This is a genomic window from Telluribacter roseus, from assembly GCF_017355915.2.
Lineage (GTDB): Bacteria > Bacteroidota > Bacteroidia > Cytophagales > Spirosomataceae > Telluribacter.
In genome coordinates, this window is the sequence record NZ_JAFEUV020000003.1 from 634,335 (window position 1) to 659,914 (window position 25,580).

Annotated in this window: 22 protein-coding genes; 9 read left to right on the top strand and 13 right to left on the bottom strand. The window is 50.9% G+C overall.

Going from position 1 to position 25,580, the window contains the following annotated elements:
• Positions 1-8 precede the first annotated feature (8 nt).
• Positions 9-329: an HPF/RaiA family ribosome-associated protein gene (locus tag JTN23_RS08770; protein WP_247233962.1), complete on the bottom strand. Its 321-nt coding sequence runs from the start codon at positions 327-329 to the stop codon at positions 9-11.
• Between the two features lie 292 nt (positions 330-621).
• Between JTN23_RS08770 and JTN23_RS08775 the strand changes: the two genes are divergently transcribed.
• Positions 622-1,242, top strand: a complete 621-nt coding sequence (locus JTN23_RS08775; protein WP_247233965.1) for a DNA-3-methyladenine glycosylase — start codon at positions 622-624, stop codon at positions 1,240-1,242.
• Positions 1,243-1,570: 328 nt separating this feature from the next.
• Complete coding sequence (locus JTN23_RS08780) at positions 1,571-3,280, top strand: tetratricopeptide repeat-containing sensor histidine kinase (protein ID WP_247233967.1); 1,710 nt, start codon at positions 1,571-1,573, stop codon at positions 3,278-3,280.
• A gap of 48 nt (positions 3,281-3,328) precedes the next feature.
• Here JTN23_RS08780 and JTN23_RS08785 read toward each other — a convergent pair whose 3' ends face one another.
• Positions 3,329-5,770: a TonB-dependent receptor gene (locus JTN23_RS08785; RefSeq protein ID WP_247233969.1), complete on the bottom strand. Its 2,442-nt coding sequence runs from the start codon at positions 5,768-5,770 to the stop codon at positions 3,329-3,331.
• Between the two features lie 302 nt (positions 5,771-6,072).
• Here JTN23_RS08785 and JTN23_RS08790 point away from each other — a divergent pair, with 302 nt between their 5' ends.
• Both JTN23_RS08790 and amaB read left to right on the top strand, forming a co-directional pair.
• Entirely contained in the window at positions 6,073-7,134 is a 1,062-nt protein-coding gene (locus JTN23_RS08790) for a saccharopine dehydrogenase family protein (RefSeq protein WP_247233971.1), read from the top strand.
• Between the two features lie 46 nt (positions 7,135-7,180).
• Complete coding sequence (amaB, locus tag JTN23_RS08795; RefSeq protein WP_247233973.1) at positions 7,181-8,707, top strand: L-piperidine-6-carboxylate dehydrogenase; 1,527 nt, start codon at positions 7,181-7,183, stop codon at positions 8,705-8,707.
• 89 nt (positions 8,708-8,796) lie between these two features.
• Here the strand turns inward: amaB and JTN23_RS08800 are convergent, their stop codons facing one another.
• The 4 genes from JTN23_RS08800 to JTN23_RS08815 all read right to left on the bottom strand — a co-directional run bounded on the left by JTN23_RS08800 (position 8,797) and on the right by JTN23_RS08815 (position 11,455).
• Entirely contained in the window at positions 8,797-9,498 is a 702-nt protein-coding gene (locus tag JTN23_RS08800) for a hypothetical protein (protein ID WP_247233975.1), read from the bottom strand.
• A 207-nt stretch (positions 9,499-9,705) separates the two neighbouring features.
• Positions 9,706-10,185: a DUF6992 family protein gene (locus JTN23_RS08805; RefSeq protein ID WP_247233977.1), complete on the bottom strand. Its 480-nt coding sequence runs from the start codon at positions 10,183-10,185 to the stop codon at positions 9,706-9,708.
• Between the two features lie 36 nt (positions 10,186-10,221).
• On the bottom strand, positions 10,222-10,758 hold the full coding sequence (locus JTN23_RS08810) for a hypothetical protein (protein ID WP_247233979.1): 537 nt from the start codon (positions 10,756-10,758) through the stop codon (positions 10,222-10,224).
• Positions 10,759-10,795: 37 nt separating this feature from the next.
• Positions 10,796-11,455 (bottom strand): hypothetical protein, encoded by a 660-nt coding sequence (locus JTN23_RS08815; protein WP_247233981.1) that lies wholly within the window; start codon positions 11,453-11,455, stop codon positions 10,796-10,798.
• 316 nt (positions 11,456-11,771) lie between these two features.
• Here JTN23_RS08815 and JTN23_RS08820 point away from each other — a divergent pair, with 316 nt between their 5' ends.
• The gene (locus tag JTN23_RS08820) at positions 11,772-12,014 is read left to right on the top strand and encodes a YtxH domain-containing protein (protein ID WP_247233983.1); all 243 of its coding nucleotides are present in this window, start codon (positions 11,772-11,774) and stop codon (positions 12,012-12,014) included.
• A gap of 69 nt (positions 12,015-12,083) precedes the next feature.
• Here JTN23_RS08820 and JTN23_RS08825 read toward each other — a convergent pair whose 3' ends face one another.
• Positions 12,084-12,803: an SAM-dependent methyltransferase gene (locus JTN23_RS08825; RefSeq protein ID WP_247234112.1), complete on the bottom strand. Its 720-nt coding sequence runs from the start codon at positions 12,801-12,803 to the stop codon at positions 12,084-12,086.
• A 194-nt stretch (positions 12,804-12,997) separates the two neighbouring features.
• Here JTN23_RS08825 and JTN23_RS08830 point away from each other — a divergent pair, with 194 nt between their 5' ends.
• Positions 12,998-13,429: a hypothetical protein gene (locus JTN23_RS08830; RefSeq protein WP_247233985.1), complete on the top strand. Its 432-nt coding sequence runs from the start codon at positions 12,998-13,000 to the stop codon at positions 13,427-13,429.
• A 77-nt stretch (positions 13,430-13,506) separates the two neighbouring features.
• On the opposite strand, the gene JTN23_RS08835 is transcribed toward JTN23_RS08830, so the two are convergent.
• The gene (locus JTN23_RS08835; protein ID WP_247233987.1) at positions 13,507-14,277 is read right to left on the bottom strand and encodes an alpha/beta fold hydrolase; all 771 of its coding nucleotides are present in this window, start codon (positions 14,275-14,277) and stop codon (positions 13,507-13,509) included.
• Between the two features lie 109 nt (positions 14,278-14,386).
• Positions 14,387-15,430, bottom strand: coding sequence for a selenide, water dikinase SelD (gene selD, locus JTN23_RS08840; protein WP_247233989.1), 1,044 nt, complete (start codon positions 15,428-15,430; stop codon positions 14,387-14,389).
• Positions 15,431-15,789: 359 nt separating this feature from the next.
• Here selD and JTN23_RS08845 point away from each other — a divergent pair, with 359 nt between their 5' ends.
• A complete protein-coding gene (locus JTN23_RS08845; RefSeq protein WP_247233990.1) occupies positions 15,790-19,062 on the top strand; it encodes a TonB-dependent receptor in 3,273 nt (1,090 codons plus the stop codon).
• A gap of 86 nt (positions 19,063-19,148) precedes the next feature.
• On the opposite strand, the gene JTN23_RS08850 is transcribed toward JTN23_RS08845, so the two are convergent.
• The gene (locus JTN23_RS08850; protein WP_247233992.1) at positions 19,149-20,072 is read right to left on the bottom strand and encodes a patatin-like phospholipase family protein; all 924 of its coding nucleotides are present in this window, start codon (positions 20,070-20,072) and stop codon (positions 19,149-19,151) included.
• Positions 20,073-20,385: 313 nt separating this feature from the next.
• Between JTN23_RS08850 and JTN23_RS08855 the strand changes: the two genes are divergently transcribed.
• Positions 20,386-21,360, top strand: coding sequence for a polyprenyl synthetase family protein (locus JTN23_RS08855; protein WP_247233994.1), 975 nt, complete (start codon positions 20,386-20,388; stop codon positions 21,358-21,360).
• Between the two features lie 12 nt (positions 21,361-21,372).
• Here the strand turns inward: JTN23_RS08855 and JTN23_RS08860 are convergent, their stop codons facing one another.
• Entirely contained in the window at positions 21,373-22,104 is a 732-nt protein-coding gene (locus tag JTN23_RS08860) for a fatty acid desaturase (protein WP_247233995.1), read from the bottom strand.
• Between the two features lie 163 nt (positions 22,105-22,267).
• Between JTN23_RS08860 and pafA the strand changes: the two genes are divergently transcribed.
• Complete coding sequence (gene pafA / locus JTN23_RS08865; protein WP_247233997.1) at positions 22,268-23,944, top strand: alkaline phosphatase PafA; 1,677 nt, start codon at positions 22,268-22,270, stop codon at positions 23,942-23,944.
• Between the two features lie 141 nt (positions 23,945-24,085).
• Here pafA and JTN23_RS08870 read toward each other — a convergent pair whose 3' ends face one another.
• Positions 24,086-24,523 carry an NfeD family protein gene (locus tag JTN23_RS08870; protein WP_247233999.1) on the bottom strand — a complete coding sequence of 146 codons (438 nt, stop codon included), beginning with the start codon at positions 24,521-24,523 and terminating at the stop codon, positions 24,086-24,088.
• A 66-nt stretch (positions 24,524-24,589) separates the two neighbouring features.
• Positions 24,590-25,501, bottom strand: coding sequence for an SPFH domain-containing protein (locus JTN23_RS08875; RefSeq protein ID WP_247234001.1), 912 nt, complete (start codon positions 25,499-25,501; stop codon positions 24,590-24,592).
• Positions 25,502-25,580 lie beyond the last annotated feature (79 nt).

Genomic DNA, 25,580 nt, shown 5'->3' on the forward strand with positions numbered 1-25,580 from the left:
ACCAGGTACTAGTCCTTCTTGTACTGCTTCTGGATCTGCTTAATAACCTGCTCAGTGGCATTCTTAAGAAGTTGTAACCAGTCGCTTCCCTTTTCTGCCGCAAACGGATCCCGTCCGGGAATTCCTACCTTAATATGTACAGACTTATCGTTGGTAGACTGATTAGGCTCCCTTCTCAGAAAGAAAGTGGCATAAATAACATCTACGCTCGAAAACCGACGAATGCGCGCAACGGCCGCTTCAATTCGATTCAGAAAGCTTTCATCCAGTTCAAAGTCAATGGCATGTATCTCTAACTGAACGCCATCTATATTTGTGTTGTAGTGCATAGTAGTAGTAGTTTAAGTAATCCATAAAGGGGTTATGTTATTCACCCGTACTCTTTGCTTAGGTAAACAAAAGAAACATACCTCCATTTATTAAAAGGGATAAGTTGTAACCGTTTTTCGTCGTTACCACTGGATTATTATACGTTTACCTATTTAATGCACTGAAATATAGCATTTTGTGTAGGATTGAGAAGGGCAAAGCTGATCTGGAATATCATAAGCTACTGCATTAAATTTAGATTGAATAGGGAAGATTCACCCCAAAATTGAAACTACTGTCTACGTGTTACCCATGAAGGAGAAATTATCCGCCGATTTTTACCAAAGCCACGATACCCTGACGCTCTCCCGTAAGCTGCTTGGCTGCGAGTTGGTGCACGATAGTCCGGATGGTCGTACGGCGGGCATTATCGTGGAAACCGAAGCGTACCTGTGGGGGGATCCGGCCTGCCATGCCTATCGCCGCAAAACCGCCCGAAACGCCGCGATGTTCGGTACGGCCGGAACACTGTATGTGTACCTGATCTATGGGATGTACTACTGCGCCAACATAGTCAGTGGCGAAGAAGGGGTAGGAGAGGCCGTACTGATCCGGGCACTTCAGCCTACTGAGGGGGTAGAACTGATGCAGTGGAGGCGCCAACTGCACCCCAAGACACAACTCCCCCAGAACAGAAGTAAAGTTCTACTGGAAAAAGACTTGTGTAGTGGACCCGGAAAGTTGGTACAAGCCATGGGCATTAGCCTGAGGGAGCACAACGAGACTTCGCTTATTACTGGTCCTGTTTATGTAACCGCACCAGTTGTAACTGATTTTGATGTATTCACTACTACCCGCATCGGCATTACGCAGGGAGCGGAGCTTCCGTATCGGTTTTATATAAAAAACAGCAGTTACGTGAGTAGAAAGTAACAGGCGGTTGCTTTTTATTTCTGTCAAAAGTACACTTATATATTTTCTATCTTCCGCTATATCAGTAGTGTAGGTAGATTTAGGGCTTATTAAAGTATAAAATTGCTAAGTGAGGATACAGTGGGGAGTTTAGCTTTTTTATATTTATAATCAATAGATGTCTATTGTAGCTAATTTGTGGGTGGTGTACCTACCCTGCCTCAAGAAAAATATGTATCTTTCGAGCGTATAGTTTATTCGAATGAGAATATTTTTAACGTTTTTTTTCTGCTTTTTTCTTGCTGGTATAGTTACAAGCTATGCTACCAGCAGAGAGGATTCTAGTCAGTTGTTCAAGCGTATTCAGCTCCTGGAACGCAAGTCCCCTTCTTTTCGATACGATACGGCACTGGTACATGCCTACGTAGATGCAGCCTTTTTCTACCTGCACAGAGATAGTCACCTGGTTGAGAAGTATGCTCAGAAGGCGTTGCATCTATCTCAGGAGCAAAGATGGGATAAGGGAAAGGTAATGGCGTATAACGCTTTGGGGTATTCCTATTTCTACAACGGAGATTTTGATGTACTGATGGAGCTGGCAACAGAAAGCTTTCTGCTTTCTGAAAAGCTGGAGTTACCGCTTTATAACGCCCATGCTGCCCGCTTCATTGCCGATAGTTACTCTGAATACAGTCGCTGGGACTCCGCCGGCGTCTACTATAACCAGGCTATTGAGATCTACAAAGCTGCCGGTGCGGATAGTCTGATGGCTTCGGCCTACGAGAACCTGGCTAACCTGTACCGCGAACGTAACGAATATTCGCAGGCACTCTACTACTATCGCCATTCGTACAAGCTGTTTGACAAGATAGGTTCGGAATGGGGTAAAGCCAATGTCCTGCAGAGCGAAGGCTTTATGCTGGTCAAGAAGCAGAAGTACCCGGAGGCATTGAATACATTTAATAACGCCCTGGCTATATTCCGTCGGTTAGGTAACCGCTTTGGGATCATGAATGCACTCAATGATATAGCCAATGCGTACTTTTATCTGCAGCAGTACGATAAGGCCATACAGGCGGCACAGGAAGCCTTATACCACGCCGAGCAGTACCACTCCACTCAACAGAGCAACTGGGCCCTGGCTTCCATGTACAGAGCATACAAAGCCAAGGGCGATCTGGCCTCGGCCCTGAGTGCGTCGGAAAAGATTAACCACACCAAACGGAAGATACGCGAAGAGAGTGTTGAGCGTAAGTCTACTATGCATCAGCTCCTGTTTGACAATCACCAGAAGGATGTAGAGATTCAGAAAGCCATCATCGAACAGCAGGAGGTTACGCAGAAGTTTCTGATCGGTTTTTCGATACTTATCCTGCTGGTTGTGGGGTTGCTGTGGTATAACAACATCAAGCTTCGGGAAAAGAATGCGGAGATCCGGGAGGCGCTGGTAAAAGGGCAGACCCTGGAACGCAAGCGGGTAGCAGCCGAACTTCATGACAACCTCGGATCCACGATATCCTCCATCACCTGGTTTCTTCACGGTCTGGACAAGAAAACACTATCTGAGGATGAGCAGCAGATCTATGAGCGCGTAAAAGAAATGATGAGCAACGCCTACGATGAGGTACGTAGCCTGTCGCATAACCTGTTGCCTAAGGAATTGGAAAAAGATGGCCTGAGGATGGCCTTGGAAAAGCTGAAACAGAAGCTTAACGCCAACGGTAGGATCAGCTTTACGCTGGAAGTGGATGGCTTTCAGGGGAGACTGGACCGGCGAACTGAGTTTGAGCTGTACAGCATGGTACTTGAGTTGGCCAACAACATCATCAAACATTCGGATGCTACACAGGCTATTATCTCGCTGCATAACAGCGAAGAGCAGATAGCGCTTTGTGTGGAGGATAATGGCAAAGGAATGGATTCTGTCGGCTCCGAAGGGGCAGGGCTGAGTAACGTGCGGAGCCGGGTAGATAGCCTGCGCGGAAAGATAAGAATAGTCGGGAAAGATGTACGGGGTACTCGTGTACAGGTGCAGATTCCTAAGAAAATAACTGCCTAGGCTGGCGGACCAGTCCAGGCAGTTATATAGATAGGTCGGGTAGTACTATCAGAAATCGATACGGTAGTAGAATACCGGCAGGAAGCCCAGCTGGTACTCCTGCTTGATAAAGGAGCCATCCGGCTGTGGCGCATAGCTCAGTGACAGCAGGTTCTGAATCCCCAGCACATTTACCAGGTCTACGGCAATGGTGTGGGTCAGTCCGGCCCGGTTGATCTTATATTCGGTCTTGATATCAAACCGGCGGTAGGGCGCGAATTGCAGTGTATTGCGTCCGGCATCTTCATACACAATCTCCTGCTGAGCACGTGAAGCCGCTTCGTCTACCGGGCCGTACCAGCGCCCGCCAATCGCCGTAAACTTCGCTCCAATATTGAGCCGTGACCGCTCCTTAATTACGAACTCCTTCGAGAACAACGCGTTGAAAGCGTAGCGTCCGTTGAAGTCGGTGTTGCGCCATACGCCATCGTTGGCCCGGTACCTTGAGTCAAAGATGGACGAGGTAATCAGGAAGTAGTACCCCTGGCTGAAGAATTTTTCCAGTGTCAGCTCTACCCCGTAGTTGCGTCCAATGCCCTGGTTGACCAGCTGGTTGGGAAAGATGCGGGTAAAGGCCGAGCCGGTATTGAGGATAGAAAACGAGCTCGTTGGCGAAGCCTCCACGGGTACATCAAACAGGCGCTGGTAGTAGGCCTCAGCGAGCAGGCGCATGTTCTGTCCCAGCAGACGGCTGTAGCCGGTTACCCAGTGCCAGCTCTTGGTCAGTCCCACATCCCGGTTAGGAAGTTTAGCTTTGCTGGTGACAGATCTGAGATCATCCCCATAAAAGTACGTATAGGTGGGCATCATCTGGCTGTGCAGTCCTGTCGCGAAAGTCAGCTTCTGACGATCAGGCAGGTCCCACGAGAGCCCGGCCCGGGGCTCGAAAGGAGAGAAGCTGTTGGTGTTAATAGAATTGTACAGGCTGCTTGCACCCAGGCTGAGCGTCAGCTTATCCGACAGCAAGTACTTCCACTGTATATAGGGTTGCAGCATCACGAAGGCCTCATTCGCATCCCAACGGCTGCGCCAGTCGCCGAGTTCCGTATTGGCTACATCTGTGAATGTGCGGGTACTATCCGTGGCTTTGAAGTTAAATACATCCGCATTGATACCGATCTTCAGGGTAGAACGGGCGCTGAACTTCCGGTTGAGCGAGGTAACGGCCGAAACCTTCGTCTCGCTGAACAGGTAGTCGAGGATGGGCGCCTTCCGCTCCACCACAAAACGATCGTTCTCAATGACCGGATTACCCTGGTTGTCTTTGCGCATAAACAGGTAGTCGTGGTTAGCATCCTGTGTATTGTTGGATACCGCCAGCGTAGCCCGGAAGAAGGTAGCCCGGCTCAGTGGCTGGTTGTAGGTCAGTCCCATTACCCCCATTTTGGAAGTATAGTACTGGTCCCGGTCATTCTGCCCGAAAATGTTGCGGTCGTCGGCCTTCTGCTTACTGATCAGGATATCGACGGTACTGGTACCGCCTAGTCCCCACAGGGCTACGTTACCGCCGTTGCGGGTAGGGAAGTTGAGGCGGAAAAATCCATCCTGATAGGTAGGTACGGCCTGGGTACCTATGTCGATACCTGCTTTGTTGAACAGCCAGAGGTTGGCGTAGCGGTAGCTGGCCAGGTACGATGAGCCGGACTTCTTGGAGATGGGGCCTTCGGCCATACCCTCCGTACCCAGAAAGCCAAACTGCGCCATAAACTCGTGTTTCTGATTGTTACCATTGCGCAGCTTCAGGTCAAAGGCACCGGCGATGGAGTTGCCGAACTCGGCCGGAAATGCGCCGGTAAAAAAGTCGGAGTTGGCCAGATACCGGTTGTTGACTATACTTACCGGTCCACCCGAGGTACCGGCTATGGCAAAGTGGTTGGGGTTGGGAATACTTACGCCTTCCAGCCGCCACAGTACTCCCGAGGGCGAGTTCCCCCGGATCACGATGTCGTTGCGCGAGTCGTCGGCTCCCTGTACTCCCGCAAAGTTAGAGGCCATACGGGCGGGCTCGCCGCGGCTCCCGGCGTAGCGCTCCGTTTCTTCCACCGAAAACTGCCTCGCCGATACAATAGCCATTTCGTTGGTAGCCTCTCCGTTGCGGCGCGCTCGGACGGTCACCGCCGTCAGCTCCGTAACGCTCTCTTCCATCTCTACGTTCAGGATGGTCTCGCGTCCGGCATCTATGACTATGTTATTAAGCAGTACATCTTTATAGCCTACCAGCGTAAAACGTACACTGTGACGGCCTACGGGTACATGGGCAATCCGGTATACTCCGGCCGTATCCGTAATAGTACCCAATGTAGAGCTACCATCTACTACTATCGTAGCGCCGGTCAGCGGAAACCGGGATTCTTTATCAACGGCCCGCCCGCGTAGGGTTTGGGTAATCTGGGCCGTAGCGGTGAAGGCAATGCCAAGGATAAGGAGTGAGCTAAGTATAAAGTTCTTCATGCGGTGTAAAGAGGGGTACTATGCTGGAAATTAGGTGCAAAATTATATTTATTACTAAGAAAACATATATTTGCCCAAACCGCTGTAAAAGATTTGAATCCAGCCATTAACATACAGCTTGCCCATATGGCTTTTCTCCGCAGCATGAGTTCCCATGTGCCGGGCATGTAAGTACTTTCTTTTGGCCTTTCTGGTCCTTCTATCATCTATTTTATCGTAAAGTGGCTATTGAAACATCCTCTTTCGGGGAGAGTTATTTCTATACTATACCTCATACGTTCATTCTAATCAAGCACTCTATTATGAAAAAAATCCTTGTCATTGGCATGGGAAAGGTGGGCTCGCTGGTGGGTACCTTACTGGCCAAGCAGTTTGATGTTACCGGTTTTGATAAAGCGCAGCCTGCTGTTGAACTGGGCTTTCCTATAATCAAAGGTGATGTGACCAATGTAAGTACCCTGGAGCAGATAATTCCGGGTTATGATGCGGTGGTATCGTGCATGCCTTACAATCTCAACCTTCCAATCGCACTGGTAGCTTACAAAGCAGGGATCCATTATTTTGATTTGACCGAAGATGTACCTACCACTACGGCTGTCCGCGAAATGGCCAAAGACAGTAAGGGCGTGATGGCCCCGCAGTGTGGGCTGGCACCGGGCCTGATCGGCATTGTCGGGGCTGATCTGGCGGGGCGCTTTAGTAAGATACGCGATATGGAGCTACGGGTAGGCGCACTGCCCCGCTTTCCCAATGGGTTGCTGGGCTACTCCTTTACCTGGTCGCCGGCGGGTGTGATCAATGAGTACATCAATGATGCCGAAGTAATCCATAACGGAGTGCGCAAGATGGTACCTTCGCTGGAAGGCATTGAGATGATCAACATCGAAGGGCAGGAGTTTGAGGCTTTTAGTACTTCCGGTGGGCTGGGTACCATGTGCGAGACCTACGAAGGCCGGCTCGATACCCTCAACTACAAGACCATCCGCTACCCCGGTCACTGCCGACTGATGCGCTTCATGCTGTACGAACTGATCCTGAAAGAGCAGCGGGAGCTGGTAGAGAAAATATTGACCGAAGCCAAGCCCCCCGTCCAGGATGATGTCGTGTACGTGTATGCCGTCGTAGAAGGCTGGAAGGGTGACCACCTGGAGCGTGAGGAGTTTTATAGGGCCTACCATCCCATCGAGATCGACGGGCAGCGCTGGCGGGCCATATCGTGGACTACGGCCGGCTCCATAGCGGCGGTAGTAGAGATGGTCGCGGCGGGTACTTTGCCCCGACAGGGCTTCCTGAAGCAGGAAGAGATACCGCTGGAGGCCTTCCTGGCTACCCAAAACGGCAGCTTATTCGTAGATCGTGATTAAGCACTCCCTACTTAATGTATTAGACAAGATATATCAACAAACTACCATGAAAGAGATACTGGATAAATTAGGGATAAAGTCTGAGAACGCGGGCATAAGTACCGGGCAGCAAAGCTGGGAGGGAGGCGGAGGCCTTATTGAATCCTACTCGCCCGTAGATGGGCAGCTGATCGCCAGCGTCAGGGAAGCCAGCCGCGAAGACTACGACCGGGTGATCGAACAGGCCCTGGTGGCCTTCAGGGAGTGGCGGGTACTACCCGCACCGAAGCGCGGAGAAGTAGTACGGCAGATTGGGGATCAGCTTCGTGCTTATAAGCGTGAGTTGGGTACGCTGGTGAGCTACGAAATGGGCAAAAGCCTGCAGGAAGGTATGGGTGAAGTACAGGAGATGATCGACATCTGTGACTTCGCGGTAGGTTTGTCACGTCAGCTCTATGGCCTCACTATGCATAGCGAGCGGCCCCTGCACCGCATGTACGAGCAGTGGCACCCGCTGGGGGTAGTAGGCATTATATCGGCCTTTAACTTCCCCGTAGCGGTTTGGTCCTGGAACTCGATGCTAGCCTGGGTATGTGGCGATGTATGTGTATGGAAAGCTTCCGAAAAAGCACCTTTATCATCAATAGCCTGTCAGAATATCATCCGGGAGGTACTCGTCCGGAACGGGGTACCCGAAGGGGTATCCTGTCTGGTAACGGGGGGGCGTGATGTGGGGGTATGGCTGTCGGAAGATACGCGGGTACCGCTGGTATCGGCTACGGGTAGTACCCGTATGGGCAAAGCCGTGGGCGAGGCCGTAGGGCGGCGCCTGGGACGGAGCCTGCTGGAGCTGGGAGGGAACAATGCCATTATCGTAGCTCCCTCGGCGGATCTGAACATAGCTATACCGGGTATAGTATTCGGTGCAGTAGGTACGGCCGGGCAGCGCTGTACCTCTACCCGTCGCCTTATCATCCACGAGAGCATCTATGAGGAGGTAAAACAGCGGCTTGCCAAAGCGTACTCGCAGCTCCGGATCGGGAACCCGTTGGACGAAACCAATCACGTAGGGCCACTTATTGATCAAGATGCCGTAGAAGCGTACCTGGCCGCCGCTGAGGAAGTCCGCAAAGCGGGAGGTACCTTCGTGGTGGAGCCTAAGGTGCTGGAAGGGCCGGGCTACGAGTCGGGCTGCTACGTGGCGCCCTGTATTGCGGAGGTAGAGAATCATTACTCCATCGTACAGCACGAAACCTTTGCTCCCATCCTGTACCTGATCCGGTATAGTACCATCGAAGAAGCCATTGAGCTGCAGAATGGCGTTCCGCAGGGATTATCATCAGCTATCTTCACCCTCAGCATGCGGGAGTCGGAGCTGTTCCTGTCGCACGCCGGCTCAGACTGTGGCATTGCTAACGTAAACATAGGTACTTCGGGGGCGGAGATCGGAGGAGCCTTTGGAGGAGAAAAAGATTCCGGTGGGGGACGTGAATCCGGCTCCGACGCCTGGCGTGCCTACATGCGTCGACAGACTAATACCATCAACTATGGAAACGCCCTACCACTGGCTCAGGGTATCAAGTTTGATCTTTAATTCTATATTATCTATATAAATAGAAAGAGCCTCCCGGTTTGGTGCTAACTGGCACCGGCCGGGAGGCTCTTTTAATTAAGTAGTACCTATTACTTGATCACCGCTGTGATCTTGTCGTAGTACAGAGTTGTTTTTCCTTCGAAACCTGAGTCAGTACCTACGCACAGCCAGATCTCACCGTTAGCGTTAGGCTTGACCGATACAGGTGTTTCAGCGTTACCACGCTTTACCAGTTTGTAGACGAAGTCTTCTACACCGTTGCTTACATCGCCTAAAAGAATTACTTCTTTGCCACCCACAGCCTGTTGGCCTTTGTCGATGGTGACGGTGTAGAAATCGTCTACCAGTTTCTTCACGGGCTCGTTAGGTGAAGCTCCCGCTTTCAGGTACACCGAGCTACCGGGTGATCCACCGATTCCTACGCTGTTGGCGGGATAGTCGGTACCCAGGTCAATCTCGAAAGTTACTTTGTAGGTACGGTTAGGGTCGAGGCCGGTAACCTTTCTTTTGAGGAACATAAACATGTCGTCGCTCCGGTTCATACCTTCGATCTTCATGGCCTTTCTGGAGGCATCGATCGCAGCAGGGAGTGAAGTACGTTCCAGTTTAAATTCCATAATGGAATCCTGTGCAGTAGAGTATTCAGCAAAGTCTCCGGTCCAGTCGTCCGCGCTGGTTTCAAAGTCTGAAACGATCTTTTTTTCGGCATCTACTGTGTCTTGCTGAGGGTCACAAGCTGTCATGCTTACTACTGTAAGGGCGGTGAAGCCCAACCACATCCATTTCTTCATGGCGTTGAGTTGTTTGTTGAGTTAGGTTATTAAAATAATTAAAGAACTACTCAATAGACTCGTGCCTTAGCGTGTAGGTTGGAATGGCAGAATAAAATTTTGTGTATTTTTTTGTAATCACTTGGCTACCTGTATTATAGAATATACGTAAAAAATATAATTTTAAAGGAGGCCTTGCGATGAAACCCAACGTGCCCAAGTACCCCTTTAGCCAGCCTCAGCAACCTGTCGCTCCTGAGATCTGACGTTTTTGTGACGGTGTAGCAGGTGTATGGATAACAGGTCAAATAGAAGAAGAACAGCTCCCTGCAGGAGTACTGAATAGCCAAATCCGGTGAAATAGGCAGCATATTCTCCCGCTAACGTTCCTTTTTTCAGCAACCACAGACCAGCCATGAGGTAGGTACTATCCAGAAAAATATTGATCAGGAGTACTTTTCTGAACTGCCGGGATCGGGACAGGGCACTACCAGGGGTAGTGGTTTGGGTAGTCGAATACCACAGGATCAGACCTACTACCAGATTGACACTCCCCCAGGCGGCGTTCATGTGTAGAAAATGATGGAGGAGTCCTGCGCTGAAAAACATACCTACGCCACCTACCGTCAGGTTCAAAATGGCCCAAGCTATAAGCGCATACGTGTGCCTTAGAATGTGACGCTGTACGTAGTCGGATGGGATTGTCATAAGAGTAGGTGTAGTAGTGGGTGCTCTTCTTACCCGCTAAGAGTGATCAGCTGTCTGCATATCAGGTGTAGTGGCCCGGGACGAATAGCGAGCCAGGTACTGCCAGAGGTATTGATGGCTTCTTCTTTGGTAAAGTAGGTAAAAGCTGGCTGCCATCAGGAGCGTAGACGGAAATGCCGAGCCAAAGCCTAACGGTGCTATACCCAGGCAGAAGGCTATCCCTCCCACGCAGCCCCACCGGAACCAGCTTCCTTTTAGGAGCATGGCCAGGGCTATGGCTACTTGTCCCGCGGCTATACTCACTATGATAGGTACCGTAAACTGGCTGAAAGGCTCTTCAATAAACCATTTGTAGATGGACAGGAAGGTATAGTCGGCGTAGTCGTAGTACACCCAGGGAGATTCCAGAGCGGTTCGGGTATTGAAGTAGGCCGCTCCGGCAAATAACAGAAAGAACAGAAAGCGGGTCAGGTTGGGAAACCACTGGCTTCCGGCCAGCAGCAGCAGTGCCACCAGGTTGGTGATGCCATAGGCCATCCATAGGCTGGATTCGGGGATCATAGGAGATTCCATAGACAGAGGTTGTTTAGAGGATACAGATGGGTGCCGGTTATTTAAATACAGCGCCACCGCCGAGCGTAAGGGACGCATAGAAGCCCGCCGGACGACCCAGGGCCGTAAACTGCCAGCTACTGCTACTGATATCCCTTTCGTAAAACTGCGGTTGCCAGCTCCACAGGCACCCGACGCGTATCCCCAGCATCAGCAATTGTCCGGTTCGGCCCGGGCTCGCAGGGCTCTGGTGGAGGACTACGTCGGCGTTCATTCCTACGTCGGATGTGTACTGGTAAAAGTGGCGAAGCTGATCCGTAGTGACGGTACGTTCGTTGAAGCTGATGGTGGTCAGGCCAGGACCCAGGGAAGGGTACAGAGCGTAGCGCTTGGTTTGCTTTACGATCCACCCTACCTTGAGGTGGCGGGTTGAGCCGGTGATGCTACTTTCGCTCCCGTCGGGGGCTACCCAATGCTTCCCCAGCCCCGCCACATTCAGTGAGAAAACAGCTCTTTGGGTGCGGTAAAACAGCTCACAACCCGCTGTACCGTAGCGGGCAGAAGGAGTACCCGGGTACTTAAGTACTTCTTCTGATAGGGCATGTACGTTGGGCAGAGCGGCATATCCTCCGCTCAAAAAGCCACCCACTATACGTTGAGCCACGGCTGTCGAAGCAGTCAGTACGCCCAGTAGCAGTATAATAAACGCTGGTTTCATAGCTAGTGGTCAGGTTAAAGATCCGAATCGGAAAGCGTGGTGGTACACAGAGAAACTTCTATATCCATAAAAGAAGCCCCGGTAGAGGCCGCATCAGGACTGAGCAAATACCGGGATAAAGGTACTAGTCTTCGTGCTGCTAATACCTGATGAAAATCAGTGGGTTAAGTGATTGTAGGCAGGTGCTGCCGGCGCGCCTGCTGTAAGGCAAACTGATAAGGATCAGTGGCTGGACCAACTTTAGTCATTAGATACCCGGCTTGTTGACCGGATATTTGTACCGGAATAACTTCTTAAACCATAATTGTTCACTCATATGAAAACAGAAAATGTAGTACTAGGTATAGCACTGGCCGCTGTGGCGGGAATCGCCGTCGGAATGTTGTTTGCACCGGAGAAAGGAGAAAGAACCAGAAGAAAAATCAAGGAAAAGGGCGAAGACCTGCTGGATGATCTCCAGCACGATTACGATCGGTCGGTGAAGCAAATCAAGCGTAAGGTAGAGACAGCCTACGAAAACCTGAGTGCCGAAATAAGCCAGTCAGAAGTACCTGTTTAGTAAAATCCATCCATAAGTTACACATCCGAAGGGGAACTGTCGAAAGCGGTTCTCCTTCGCTTTTATACACTATCCCAGTAAAAAAATAGTTGGTTTTTTGTGCAGATCAGGTTTTTGCTGCTTCCAGGATTTGATGGCAAGAGTCCGGATCAACTGATCGGGAGCTGTAAGATTGCAGGCAATGCAGAGGCGGGTGTCGGGGTGGCAAGCCTCCAGTACCGCTTCCAGCAGTTGATTATTGCGGAAGGGTGTTTCCATGAAGAGCTGCGTCTGGTGGCGCTGGCTGGCATTCTGCTCCAGCTGCTGGATGGTCTTGCGGCGCTGTACTTTGTCAATGGGCAGGTACCCATGAAAGGCGAAGGACTGCCCGCTCATACCCGAGGCCATCAGGGCCAGCAGGATGGAGGAAGGGCCTACTAGTGGAACCACCGTATATCCCAACTGATGAGCCAACCCTACGGCTACCGCGCCGGGGTCGGCCACACCGGGGCAGCCGGCTTCGGATATGATACCGGCCGTACTGCCAGCCGGAAGCTGGCGGAGCTGCTCGTACGTTTCAAACTCAGGGGTATCTTTGGTTAGCTCAAAGAAGGTCAGTTCATCAATGACTTTGCCCAGCCTGAGGCTACTTATAAAGCGGCGGGCCGTACGTACATTCTCCACAAAGAAATGGTCCACCTGCCCTATTACTTCCAGTACCTGCGGAGGGAGTACCTGCTGGGCGGTATCTTCGGCCAGTACGGTGGGTATGAGGTAGAGGGTAGTGGCGGGTGGCTGGTGGTTAGTCATGGATGGCAAGTCAGGTACTTCGTTAGTATGATATTGAGTGGACACAAAGGTAAAGCTTCTGCGCCGAAGGCAGACATACAACTTTGGCTATTGTACGAGTACCTGCTGGTATCGGTACTAACATAATTTTTGGCCCAACCGCTTCCAACCAATGTGGAGGTGGTTGTCTCTTAAGTGTATAAACGGGTTTACAAATGATGTATATAAAGTATGTGTTAATGGTCCTGCTAATGGTGGGATGTGCCAAAGGTGATGTTTCTCCGGAAGTAGTGAAGCCTCTGGTAGGTACCTGGCGAGTGGCTGCTTATGAGCAGACTGTTAATGATAAGAAGGAATGGGTAGAACTACCGGTTGAGAATGCCTATAAGCTGCAGTTCAGGGAAGATGGAGTAGTACTTGACGTAGCGGGGCTGCCCATCTGCTGCGGGCCATCAGCCTTGCGTATCAACGGGACTCTACTCCAAATAAGACCTGCCACTGCCTTGCCCGAAAACCCTACCTGCCAGTTGGTCAATTGTGCAGTTTGTGAAGTTTGGGATATAGAGCTTAGTAAGGACGGACAGGAGTTTGTCTTTGAATGCCAGTTCAGTAGCGGGTCGTATAAAACAAGATACGTACGTGTATAAGGAGTAAGGCCCGGCCAGGAAGGCCCAGCCTGGAAGATCCTACCATTAAATAGGGCTTTCCAGGCTGGGCTTTTGTACTATTTTTTCAGGAAGCTTATCAATGACTCCACAAAAGCCTTTGGCTGCTCGGCATGGATCCAGTGACCTGCTCCCGCAATGGTATCGAGCTCGGCATTAGGGAATATCTTTTTGATCATGTTCTGGTCCGTATCCAGTACGTAGTCAGATTTGGCTCCGCGCATGAATAGGGTAGGGGCTGTGACGGCCTCCGTAGCGGCTATGGGTACACCTACCTTTTCGATGTCACGAGTCAGTACTTGTAGGTTAAACCGCCAGTCGAAGGTATCATCCTCCTTGCGGTAGAGGTTTTTGAGCAGGAATTGCCTTACCCCCAGGTTCGGCTCGTATTGCGCAAACGTCTCATCCGCCTGATTCCGATTTTCCAGTTCATGCAGCGGTACGGCATTAAGTCCTCTCAGGATGTCGCCATGATGTACCGGGTAGGCTTTGGGAGCCATGTCCACCACGACCAGTTTATCAAACGTGCCCGGATAGGTAACCGCATACTGCATCACCGTTTTGCCGCCCATCGAGTGCCCTACCAGCACCGGGTTAGATAGCTGGTGCTCTTCCAGAAACTCTTTCAGGTCGGCTGCCATGTGCTCGTACGAAAACGCATCATCGTGGGGCGAGCGTCCGTGGTTGCGCTGATCTACCAGATACACAGTATAGCCCTGGTTGGCAATGGCTTTGCTGAGGGTAAGCCAGTTGTCCAGCGACCCGAAGAGGCCGTGCAGGATGATAAGGGGCTGACCTCCTTCCCCTACTTTTTTATAATTAAGAGTCATGCGTCAATTGAGTGATATCATGAATGAGTGAATGAGTGATTGAGTGATTGAGTGATTGAGTGAAGAGAATAAGAATCCGGATCTCTTTCTCCTTTCTCCCTTATCTCCTTTAGTTAACATATACCACCTTTTCACGGGGGGCTACCAGTTGGCCGATGGGTTCGGCTTCTATGCCGTTTTCGGCTAGTACCTTTTCTACCTGCTCACGCTCCTGTGGCTCTACGGCTATCAGCAGGCCGCCGCTGGTCTGGGGATCGGCCAGGATGTAGCGTTGGATATCGCTCAGCTCATCTACTTTATGTCCGTAGCTGTTCCAGTTGCGCGTGGTACCGCCCGGGAATGACTTCAGGGCCAGGTACTCCTCTATATAAGGTAGCTTAGGTACTTTGTCGAAGTCGATCTCGGCGCTGAGTCCGCTGCCACCGGCCATTTCGATCAGGTGACCCAGTAGTCCAAAGCCGGTCACGTCGGTAAGCGCCTTTACGCCGGGTAGTGTACCCAGGGCAGCCCCTACCTTGTTGAGCTGTCGCATCTGGTCGGGAGCTATGTGTGCATGCTCCGGTTTCAGAAGCCCCTTCTTCTGGGCCGTGGTCAGGATACCTACTCCGAGCCGCTTGGTCAGGAACAGCAGGCAGCCTTCGGTGGCAGTATTGTTCTGCTTCAGATGTTCTATCCTGACCTTGCCGGTTACGGCCAGTCCGAATATGGGTTCGGGGCTATCGATACTGTGGCCTCCGGCCAGGGGTATACCCGCTTCGGCGCAGATGGCCCGGCTTCCCTCAAGTACCTGTTGCGCTACCTCGGCGGGTATCTTATCAACGGGCCAGCCCAGGATAGCAATGGCCATAAGGGGCGTACCACCCATGGCATATACATCACTGATGGCATTGGCCGAGGCGATGCGTCCGAAGTCAAAGGCATCGTCTACGATAGGCATAAAGAAGTCGGTAGTGCTGATCACAGCCTCGCCGTTGCCCATGTCCAGTACGGCCGCGTCATCACGGCTGTCGTTCCCAACCAGCAGGTTCTGAAACAGGGGGGAAGGCGTTGTGCTATGCAGTATTTTCTCCAGCACGGAGGGGGCGATCTTACAGCCGCACCCGGCTCCATGGCTGTATTGGGTAAGTGCAAAGGCAGAAATTTCTGTATTCATAAAAAAATGGGAAATCCGGTCAGAGACTAAAACCGGAGGATTTCAGGTAGTACAAAGAGCGGGCAAAATACCACTTTATCGTTGAAAAATTAGATTATATCACAAACCTTTTTTACGCTTTCGGGTTCAAACAGGTGAAATGAATTTCTTAACAAAAACTTAATATAATAAATATTGAATTAAAGGGGTACTATTCTGGACTATTCCAATAGATCAACGGGTTACGATTGTTGAGATAGTATTTTAGTAGGAAGTGTGCCGTTGTTTAGTAAGTAAAATTACGCTTATTTTGCGGGCGAAAATTCAACCATAATGTTGTGTTCAGCCTCCAACAATCTAAAACCAAATCCCAAAATCCAATGAACAGGAAAAGTTTACTTTTCAAGGCAATGGGTGCCACGTTTTTGGCGTTCGTGTTGTCGCTTTTGAGCGTACAATCCTTCGCGCAGGTAACGTCATCATCCATTACTGGCCAGGTAACTGATGCGAAGGGTGAAGCCCTGCCGGGTGCTACGGTAGTGGCCATACACCAGCCTTCAGGTACCCAGTATGGTACTATTACCAATGAAGCAGGGCGCTATGTGTTTCCGGCTGTGCGTGTAGGTGGTCCTTATCGTGTTACAGTAACGTATGTGGGGTACACGGACATAACCCGTGAGAATATCTCAGCTAACTTGGGTACTGCGGCTAACGTAGATTTCAGACTGACTGACGAAGGTACTCAGCTCGGTGAAGTAACCGTAGCTGGTTCAAGAAGTGATGTATTCAGCTCGGATCGTACCGGTGCTGCTACTACAGTGACCAAAGAAGTACTGAACAGCCTGCCTACAGTAGGCCGTACGATCAGTGACTTTACTCGTCTGACTCCTCAGGGTAACGGACGTTCGTTTGGTGGTCAGGACAGCCGTCTTAACAACATTACGGTTGACGGTGCTGTATTCAACAACGGTTTCGGATTGGGTGACCAGCCCGGTGCCCGTACCAGCGTAGCTCCTATCTCTCTGGATGCTATCGAAGAGATTCAGGTTAACGTGGCTCCTTTCGACGTACGTCAGTCTGGTTTTACCGGTGCTGGTGTGAACGCCGTAACCCGCTCAGGTACTAACGAAGTAACAGGTTCAGTATTCCACCTGTGGTCTAACAACAGGTTAGTAGGTACCCAGGCTGGTGATCAGAAAGTAACCGTACCTAGCTTTAACAAGCAGATCACAGGTTTCCGGGTAGGAGCTCCTATCATCAAGAACAAACTGTTTATCTTCCTGAACGGTGAATTTGAAAAGCGGGTTGATCCGGCCGATCAGAATAACTGGGTAGCTAACCGCGGACAAGCCGGTGATAACGTAACCCGTGTACTTGCCAGCGACCTCGATGCCGTTAGCGCTCTGATGAGAGATAAGTTTGGCTACGAAACAGGTGGCTACGAAAACCTTAGTCTCAATACGAAGGGTAACAAGTTCCTGGCTCGTGTAGACTGGAACATCAACCGTAACCACAAGTTCAACGTACGTTTCTCGATGCTGGATGGTGGTGCTGAGAACCTGATTTCAAACAGTGCTTCGGCCGGTGCCGGTAACCGTCGTACCAACGCCAACGCTATGTCATACAAGAACTCAGGCTACATCCTGAACGAAGACATCGTGTCGGTAATTGGTGAATTGAACTCGACCTTCGGCAGCAAAATGTCAAACAGCCTGATCGTAGGCTTGACCAGCAACAACGAAGACCGCGAGTACCTGTCACCTGGCTTGTTCCCAACTATAGACATCCTGCAAGGTAATAGTACGTATATCTCAGTAGGTATGGATCCATTTACTCCATACAACCTCCTGAACTATAAGACGTTCCAGTTTATTGACAACCTCTCGTACTTTGCTGGTAAGCATACCATTACTGCCGGTATCAGTGTTGAGCGGTTTACTTCTAACAACTCGTTCTACTCAGCGGCTAACGGAGTGTACGTATTCAACTCACTGCAGGATTTCTACAGTGCAATGAATGGTACCGACCCTGTTACCCTAAACCGTTTTCAGTATCGCTACTCACTTCAGGGAGGTGGTCAGCCACCCCTACAGCAGATCAAAGTACTTTACCCTGGTGCTTATATCCAGGACGAGTACCAGGCTACGCCTAATCTGAAACTGACGGCTGGTCTGCGTGTGGATGTACCTATCTTCGGTAATACTGCTCTCGAAAACCCACTGGTGTCAGAGATGAACTTCCGCGCTCCGGATGGAACTATGCTAAGGACTAACACAGCTAACCTGCCCGACGCTCGTCCGCTGTGGTCACCTCGTTTCGGATTTAACTGGGATGTTACCGGCGAAAAAACAACGCAGGTACGTGGTGGAACGGGTGTATTCACCGGTCGTCCTCCATTCGTATGGATCTCTAACCAGGTTGGTAACAACGGGGTGTTGAGCGGATTCCTGGATGTACAGAATACCAGCGCTTATCCTTTTGTGGTAGATCCTTCGGGCTATGCACCTACTACTACGGATCTTTCGCGTGCTACATTTGACCTGGCTAATACTGACCGCAACTACAAGTTCCCACAGGTATGGCGTACCAACCTGGCGGTGGATCAGCGTTTGCCACTGGGTCTGATCGGATCACTCGAGTTTATCTACGACAAAAACGTTAACCAAACTATCTACTGGAACGTCAACCAGAGAGAAGTAACAGGTACATTCGCTGGTCCTGACAACCGTACCCGCTATGCCGGTACTGCTGCGGCCAACCGTCTGAACTCTAACGTTACCCGTAACATCTACCTGACCAACACCAACCTGGGTGGAGGTACTCTGATCACTGCCAAGATCGAGAAGCCGTATACAAGAGGTTTTTATGGTATGGCTGCCTATACTTACGGTAACACCAGAGATGTTACCAGCGCCGGATCAGTGGCTTCTGGTTCATTTGAAGGTAACCCAACCGTAAACGGTGGTAACTTTGCTCCGCTTTCGTACTCAAACAACGATCAGCGTCACCGTGCGATCGCTTCGCTATCGTACCGTATCAACTACGGTGGCAAGCTTGGTGCATCAACTCAGATCGGTCTGTTCTGGGAAGCTCGTAACCAGGGACGTTATAACTTCGTATACGCCGGTGATATGAACGGTGACGGTATTTCTAACAACGACCTGATCTTCGTACCTAACAACGCCAGCGACATTCGTTTTGCCAGCCTTACTGCCAGTGGACAGACTTTCTCTCCTGAGCAGCAGGCCGCCGCTTTCGAATCATTCATCAAGCAGGATCCTTACCTGAGCAGCATCCGTGGTCAGCACTCTGAGCGTAACGGTGGTGTAGCTCCCTGGAGATTCACGGCTGACCTGAGCATTGTTCAGGAGTTCCACTTGATGATCGGTGGTAAGCGTAACACCATCCAGCTACGTGGTGATATCATGCGTGCAGGTAACGTTATCAACAGCAACTGGGGTGTAGGTGATAACCAGGTTAACAACCGTCCGCTGTCATTCGTACGGGTTGATCCGGACGGAGTACCTGTATTCCGTATGGCTACTCAGCAGAAGGCCGGACAGACTGTACTGCTGCAGGATACTTTCGTGAAGAGTGCAGGTATCAGTGATGTATGGCAGGCCCAGATTGGTGTCCGCTACATCTTCAACTAAGCGCATCTTAGCAGATACAAATACAAGAAAAGGCCCGCTTTGTAGCGGGCCTTTTCTTATTATCTATCCTCCTTAAAGCGCAACTACTATACAGCCTTATTATTCACTTCTTCGGCACGCTTCATGGCATGGAGTCCTTCCTTATAGCCTTCTACGATAAGTCGCGAAATATCTTTTTCGGTAAAGTGCTGCAGGTTCAGGATCAGGGGCTCGCTGGGCCGGATCACCGTAAGCTTCATGTTATTACCACGCAGGATGGACCGCTCTGCATAGTTCTCAGCCCAGTTGATGTCGTTATTCACAATCTGGTTGACGGTAATATCCCGTACCCGCTCAAACAGGCTGACCAGGTTGCGATGACTAAAGCCTTCCTGGTGGTAGATCTTCTTGGAGTGGCACGCTATAATAACTACCTCCGTGGCTCCGTCCTCGATAGCCTGTCGTACGGGAGCTACTTCGCGCAGACCACCATCCATAAATATATCTTTGACGCTACCGATGGGTATGGCTGGCATCAGCATGGGTAGCGAAGCACTGGCCAGCACGTATTCCAGGAAGAACTCGTCCTGGGGCGAAGCATAGATCAGCTCCCCGCTGGTAATATTAACGGCACCTACCTTCAGCTTGATGGGGCTGTTGCGCAGGATAAAGCCTTCGACATTCTGACGAATGGTATTGTGCAGAGGAGTAGGATCGAGTACGCCATCGTATCGGCTCATCAGGGTATATACACCCAGCGCCATGCGCGACCGCAGCAGAGCGATGTCCTGCGGCTGAGCGATATTCTTGATCCAGAACTCCAGCAGCTTTCGTCCTACCGAAGGCCATTTGATACCTTTTTCTTCAATGGCCTGACGTCCGGCTTCATTGACCAGGAAAGTAGAGTTTAACGCACCGACTGATATACCGTAAACCATGTCGGGCTCAAAGCCGCTTTCCAGTACCGCCTGTACGGCGCCTACCTGATAGGCGCCTTTTATAGATCCTCCTCCGAGTATGAGTGCTTTCATAGAGTAGTAATTTCCCTGGTCGGGAAGATAAGTCTGAATGGTAATTCCTGTATATGCGTACCGCCCCGATGAGGCAAATGTTCGGGTAATAAAACAGGTGCTTGGCAAAAAAACAACTACTCAGCTTTGCTTATGTTTATTTGTTCGGGCTGGCTGGCTAAACATTTTCAATCATAAATAGGTATAAACAGAAGATTTTGTAAGAAATTTGGACGTTCATTGCACTCAGCGCTATTTCGGGGCTAATGTGCCGTACCTGCCGCTACTGATACCCACTACCAGCTACGACCTGCGGCGGTCAATTTTGTTTAGTATGACCCTTTCTATACGCGAGATACAAGCTCCCATTGCCGACGAGATGAAAGTTTTCGAACAGAAGTTTCGTCAATTCATGAAAAGCGAGGTGATGCTTCTCGACCAGATCATGAATTACATTGTGCGCCGGAAGGGAAAGCAGCTCCGGCCCATGTTTGTATTCCTGTCGGCGGGAGTATGTGGGACTATCAATGAATCGACGCACAGAGGGGCTGCCCTGATCGAGCTGCTGCATACGGCTACGCTGGTACACGACGACGTGGTGGACGACTCCAACTACCGGCGTGGGTTCTTCTCGGTCAATGCCCTCTGGAAAAATAAAATTGCGGTGCTGGTAGGTGACTACCTGCTGGCCCGGGGCCTGCTGCTCTCGGTGGATAATAAAGATCACGGCCTGCTCAGGATCGTATCCACTGCGGTACGTGAGATTAGTGAAGGAGAGCTGCTACAGATCGAAAAGGCCCGAAGGCTGGATATTACCGAGGATGTGTACTACGAGATCATCCGCCAGAAAACTGCCTCGCTGATCGCGTCGTGCTGTGCGACCGGAGCCTGCTCAGTGGACGCTGACGAGACCATTGTACAGCGGATGCACCAGTTTGGCGAGAAAGTAGGGATTGCCTTCCAGATTAAAGATGACCTGTTTGATTACGGCGATGCGGAGGTAGGTAAGCCACTGGGTATTGATATCAAAGAAAAGAAAATGACCCTGCCGCTGATATACGCCCTCAATCAGGCGAGCTGGGTAGAAAAGCGCCGGATCATCAATATCATCCGGAACCAGAGCCACAAGCCTAAGAAAGTGGCCGAAGTGATTGCCTTCGTGAGGGACTCTGGAGGGATCAGCTATGCGCAGCAGGTTATGCAACGCTACGTAGAGGAAGCCCGTCTGCTACTTCACGAATTTAGTGAATCGCCCTATCGTACGTCGCTCGAGCATCTGGTACAGTACACCATCGAGCGCAGCAAGTAAAATCTGCAAAATTTATTTCTGGGTAATGGAATGAGTCAGCTCACGGGCCTTGGGTAGCCTCCACCAGGGCAGGTAGGGGTAGGCGTGGTGCTCCATATGGTAGCCAAAGAAGTAGCACGTCAGAAACGCCCAGGTGTGGTTGAGGGTTTGGCTGCGGGCGTTGAGGGGCGGGTTGTGGTGCTCGCCGCGGTGGGGCAGGTAGGTGCCGAAGAAGAACAACTGAAACGTACTGAGTACCGCCGGAGCCATCCAGAATACCACCAGATTTTCCCACGGAAATACCAGCTTCAACAGGTTATAGGTCACTGCCATCAGCAGGATCTGCTTCCACGATATATATTCTTTCAGAAAACTGTAGTACCAGGCCAGGAAGGAGGCGTTGCCTTCATGAAAGTCCGGATCATCGTCGGTACCTGAGTGCCGGTGGTGGAGGTGGTGCTTACCAGAAAGCTTCTTATAATCATTAAAAGCAAAAAGCGTAGCCGACAGCCAGCCGATGGCCCCGTTGAGGCGCTTGTTGTGCGGAGCTACTACGCCATGAATGGCATCGTGAGCCGTGATAAATACACCCGTATAGAGGTGCATCTGTACCAGCACCAACAGGTACACCAGCGGATCCGTGAAGTCGACGGGATAGTGCAGCAGGTACACCAGACTCACCATCCACAACAGCAGGACGGTGCAGGCGATGAGGAGGCCCTTATAGCCAATGGGTACGGGTGCTATGCGTGGTAGTGATTGCATGGAAGGTGTATAATCTACTGCCTTCAAAACGCAGTGTCCAGGCGATTGGTTTGGTAGCTAAGGTATTATCGCTTCATTTTATCATTAAGTTACCCTGAATGTACCTTTTTCTGAATGATAGCCCCTAACTTTAACGTCACAATCACCAACATTTCAGTACCTGATGAAAAGTAATTATGTAAAAGTACTTTGCTACTGGATGGTAAGCCTGGCTCTGGTGGGTTCGGCTGCTGCTCAGACGGCAAGGAAATCAACCCCCAATACTAGTCCCTCCCCGCTGGCTCGTCCTAAGCTAGTGGTAGGTATCGTAGTAGATCAGATGCGCTACGACTACCTGTACCGCTTTTATGATAAATACGGTGAAGGAGGATTCAAACGACTAATGAATGAAGGCTTCAACTGCCGTAATAACCACTACAACTATGCCCTCACAGTAACCGCGGCCGGTCATGCGGCTGTGTATACCGGCTCTATACCTGCCATCAATGGGGTAGTCGGAAACGAGTGGTATGATCCCATAGCCGGGCAGGGTGTATACTGCGTAGAGGATAGTACCGTAACTACCATTGGTAGCACCAATACTACTGCCGGTAAGATGTCGCCCCGTAACCTGCTGACCAGTACCGTAACGGATCAGCTGCAGATTGGTACCAACTTCCGCTCCAAGACCGTCGGAGTAGCCATTAAGGACCGGGGCGCTATTCTGCCCGCCGGACATACCGCCACCGGCGCCTACTGGTTTGACTCCAAAACAGGAAACTGGATATCAAGTACCTTCTACGGTACTGAGCTACCCCAGTGGGTAAAGGACTTTAACGCCCGGAAGCTCCCTTCGGAGTACCTCAAGCGCGGCTGGAACACCCTGTTGCCGATTGACCAGTACGTCGAAAGTACCCCCGACGATCAACCCTACGAACGCAAGCTGACCGGAGCGGCCAAGCCGGTATTCCCGTACGAACTGGCCGGTATTGCCGGTGATGCTTTCGGAGTGATTGCCACTACACCCTGGGGAAACACCATGACCAAGGATATAGCGATCGCGGCAGTGAAAGGGGAGAATATGGGTAAGGGAGCTTTTACGGATTTTCTGGCGGTTAGCTTCTCTACCCCTGACTACGTAGGCCACGCCTATGGGCCTAACTCCATCGAAGAGCAGGATATATTCCTGCGTCTCGACCGGGAGTTGGCTGATTTCTTTACTTTCCTGGATGGCTGGGTAGGCAAAGGCAACTTTACGGTGTTCCTGACGGCTGACCACGGGGTGATGGATGTGCCCGCGTTCTGGCAGGAGCATCGCCTGCCGGCCGGTCTGCTGGAAGCAACCAAGATCAATGCGGCCGTTAACAAGGCTCTGACCGATAAGTTTGGCGAAGGCAAGTACGTACGCGCCAGCGAAAACTATCAGCTTTACCTGGACCCCAAGGTACTTAAGGATAAGAAGGTAAGAGTGGAGGATGTATATGATGTAGTGCGGGAAACCCTGCTACCCATGCCCGGTATTGCCGATGTACTCAACATCAGAGAGCTGGGGGAGTCACACCTGAACCCCTACCAGCTCGAGCTGTATAAGAATGGGATCAACGTAAAACGGAGTGGGGATATCCAGATTATTCCGCAGCCAGGCTGGTTCTCGGGCGGAATGACCGGTACTACCCACGGTTCGCCCTACAACTACGATACCCACGTGCCCTTCCTGCTGTACGGATGGGGAGTGAACAAAGGTGAAACCCTGCGTCGCACCACCATTGCTGACATAGCGCCTACCATATCGGCCCTGTTGCGCATCTTGCCGCCGGATGGTGCGGTGGGGCTACCGGTGCAGGAAGCCCTGAAGAAATAGGGTAGTAGAAACCAAAAAATGAACGGGTGCCTAAATCAGGCACCCGTTCATTTTTTAAGAGGTATAAGTAAGACAACTCGTAGCAGCACTTCCCACTACAGTACCTTTCTCCCTTCCTCCTTTATACCTTTCCTCCTCTACTCACGATTCCTCTACGATCAGCTTGATACCTTCCGTCCGGCGGATAACTACTTTACTACCCGCCTCGATGGGAGAATGATTGGCCGAAATAGCGGTCCATTCGGCTCCCCGGTAAAATATACGTCCTTCACCCGTAGCGGGTATATCTTTGATGACCATAGCCGTTTCGCCGGCGTACTCGTTATACTCCTGGCTCTTCCCCCGGCTGTCGAGAAGCTGCCGGGCTTTCTTCCTGAAAAACAACAGGGACAGTAGCGAAGTCAGCGAAAAGGCAATCAGCTGCGAGTCCAGATCCGGCGCTATACCTAAAGCGGCCAGGAGAGCTGTCAGTAAGGCTCCAATCGCGAAAAAAGCAAAAACGAGCACTACACTTACTAATTCCGCGAACAGCATCAGTAGCCCGATGATCAGCCATATGTGCGGAAGTGATAAATCCATAATCCTTATATTGGTAAAAGTGTACGAACGACCTGTTGAGGGCCGCCTGTCAAAAGGTAGAGCCCTTTATTTCTTGGTTTCTGATTTTACTACGCTCATAGCTGCAGCAATAAGTGAGCCCATATCCGCGAAGTTGGCCGGAAGTATAAGCGTATTATTTGTCTTAGCCAACTTTCCGAACTGATCCACCAGGTTATCGGCTACCCTCAGCTGGACCGCCTCCATGCCGCCTTCAGTTTGGATGGCCTGTGCTACCAGTCGTATACTCTCAGCCGTAGCTTCTGCTACCGAAAGAATAGCCGAAGCCTCTCCCTGGGCTTCGTTGATAGCCCGGGCGCGCAAACCTTCCGATTCGAGTACTACTTTCTGTTTTTGTCCTTCGGCCACATTAATAGCCGCCTGCTTTTCTCCATCTGATTGCAGGATGACCGCCCTGCGCTCTCGTTCGGCCTGCATCTGCTTTTCCATAGCCATCAGCACGCTCTGGGGAGGCGTAATATTCTTGATTTCGTAGCGTAGTACCTTCACTCCCCAGCCCGTAGCCGCTTCGTCGATGGCCTCTACTACGGCCCGGTTGATGGTCATACGCTCCTCAAATGTCTTGTCCAGCGCCAGCTTACCTATTTCGCTACGCATGGTAGTCTGGGCCAGCTGGGTTACGGCAAAGGTGTAGTCAGCAATTCCGTAGGCCGCTTTTTTAGGATCAATGACCTGAATAAAAATAACGCCATCCATCCGTACCTGTACGTTGTCATTGGTAATACAGATCTGTTCGGGAATATCTATGGCTGCCTCTTTCAAGGTATACTTATAGGCAACACGGTCAAAAAATGGAATAATGAAGTTGATACCTGGCTGAAGAACAGCATAAAACTTACCCAGGCGTTCTACCACGTAGGCGGTTTGCTGGGGAACTACCTTTACCGTCATCAAAACGGCCAGAATCACTAAAGCCAGTAGTACATATAAAGCGATCATAGGTTAAGAGGGGTTAGTCCGGTTTGTATTGATACGAAAGTAGTGAGGGAGTTGTAAGCTTACAACTAGTGTCGGATAA

Excerpts from the sequence above, each read along its gene's own strand:
- JTN23_RS08770 (WP_247233962.1), bottom strand. The coding sequence starts at position 329 with ATGCACTACAACACAAATATAGATGGCGTTCAGTTAGAGATACATGCC.
- JTN23_RS08775 (WP_247233965.1), top strand. The coding sequence starts at position 622 with ATGAAGGAGAAATTATCCGCCGATTTTTACCAAAGCCACGATACCCTG.
- JTN23_RS08785 (WP_247233969.1), bottom strand. The coding sequence starts at position 5,770 with ATGAAGAACTTTATACTTAGCTCACTCCTTATCCTTGGCATTGCCTTC.
- JTN23_RS08790 (WP_247233971.1), top strand. The coding sequence starts at position 6,073 with ATGAAAAAAATCCTTGTCATTGGCATGGGAAAGGTGGGCTCGCTGGTG.
- amaB (WP_247233973.1), top strand. The coding sequence starts at position 7,181 with ATGAAAGAGATACTGGATAAATTAGGGATAAAGTCTGAGAACGCGGGC.
- JTN23_RS08800 (WP_247233975.1), bottom strand. The coding sequence starts at position 9,498 with ATGAAGAAATGGATGTGGTTGGGCTTCACCGCCCTTACAGTAGTAAGC.
- JTN23_RS08805 (WP_247233977.1), bottom strand. The coding sequence starts at position 10,185 with ATGACAATCCCATCCGACTACGTACAGCGTCACATTCTAAGGCACACG.
- JTN23_RS08810 (WP_247233979.1), bottom strand. The coding sequence starts at position 10,758 with ATGGAATCTCCTATGATCCCCGAATCCAGCCTATGGATGGCCTATGGC.
- JTN23_RS08815 (WP_247233981.1), bottom strand. The coding sequence starts at position 11,455 with ATGAAACCAGCGTTTATTATACTGCTACTGGGCGTACTGACTGCTTCG.
- JTN23_RS08820 (WP_247233983.1), top strand. The coding sequence starts at position 11,772 with ATGAAAACAGAAAATGTAGTACTAGGTATAGCACTGGCCGCTGTGGCG.
- JTN23_RS08825 (WP_247234112.1), bottom strand. The coding sequence starts at position 12,803 with ATGACTAACCACCAGCCACCCGCCACTACCCTCTACCTCATACCCACC.
- JTN23_RS08830 (WP_247233985.1), top strand. The coding sequence starts at position 12,998 with ATGATGTATATAAAGTATGTGTTAATGGTCCTGCTAATGGTGGGATGT.
- JTN23_RS08835 (WP_247233987.1), bottom strand. The coding sequence starts at position 14,277 with ATGACTCTTAATTATAAAAAAGTAGGGGAAGGAGGTCAGCCCCTTATC.
- selD (WP_247233989.1), bottom strand. The coding sequence starts at position 15,430 with ATGAATACAGAAATTTCTGCCTTTGCACTTACCCAATACAGCCATGGA.
- JTN23_RS08845 (WP_247233990.1), top strand. The coding sequence starts at position 15,790 with ATGAACAGGAAAAGTTTACTTTTCAAGGCAATGGGTGCCACGTTTTTG.
- JTN23_RS08850 (WP_247233992.1), bottom strand. The coding sequence starts at position 20,072 with ATGAAAGCACTCATACTCGGAGGAGGATCTATAAAAGGCGCCTATCAG.
- JTN23_RS08855 (WP_247233994.1), top strand. The coding sequence starts at position 20,386 with ATGACCCTTTCTATACGCGAGATACAAGCTCCCATTGCCGACGAGATG.
- JTN23_RS08860 (WP_247233995.1), bottom strand. The coding sequence starts at position 22,104 with ATGCAATCACTACCACGCATAGCACCCGTACCCATTGGCTATAAGGGC.
- pafA (WP_247233997.1), top strand. The coding sequence starts at position 22,268 with ATGAAAAGTAATTATGTAAAAGTACTTTGCTACTGGATGGTAAGCCTG.
- JTN23_RS08870 (WP_247233999.1), bottom strand. The coding sequence starts at position 24,523 with ATGGATTTATCACTTCCGCACATATGGCTGATCATCGGGCTACTGATG.
- JTN23_RS08875 (WP_247234001.1), bottom strand. The coding sequence starts at position 25,501 with ATGATCGCTTTATATGTACTACTGGCTTTAGTGATTCTGGCCGTTTTG.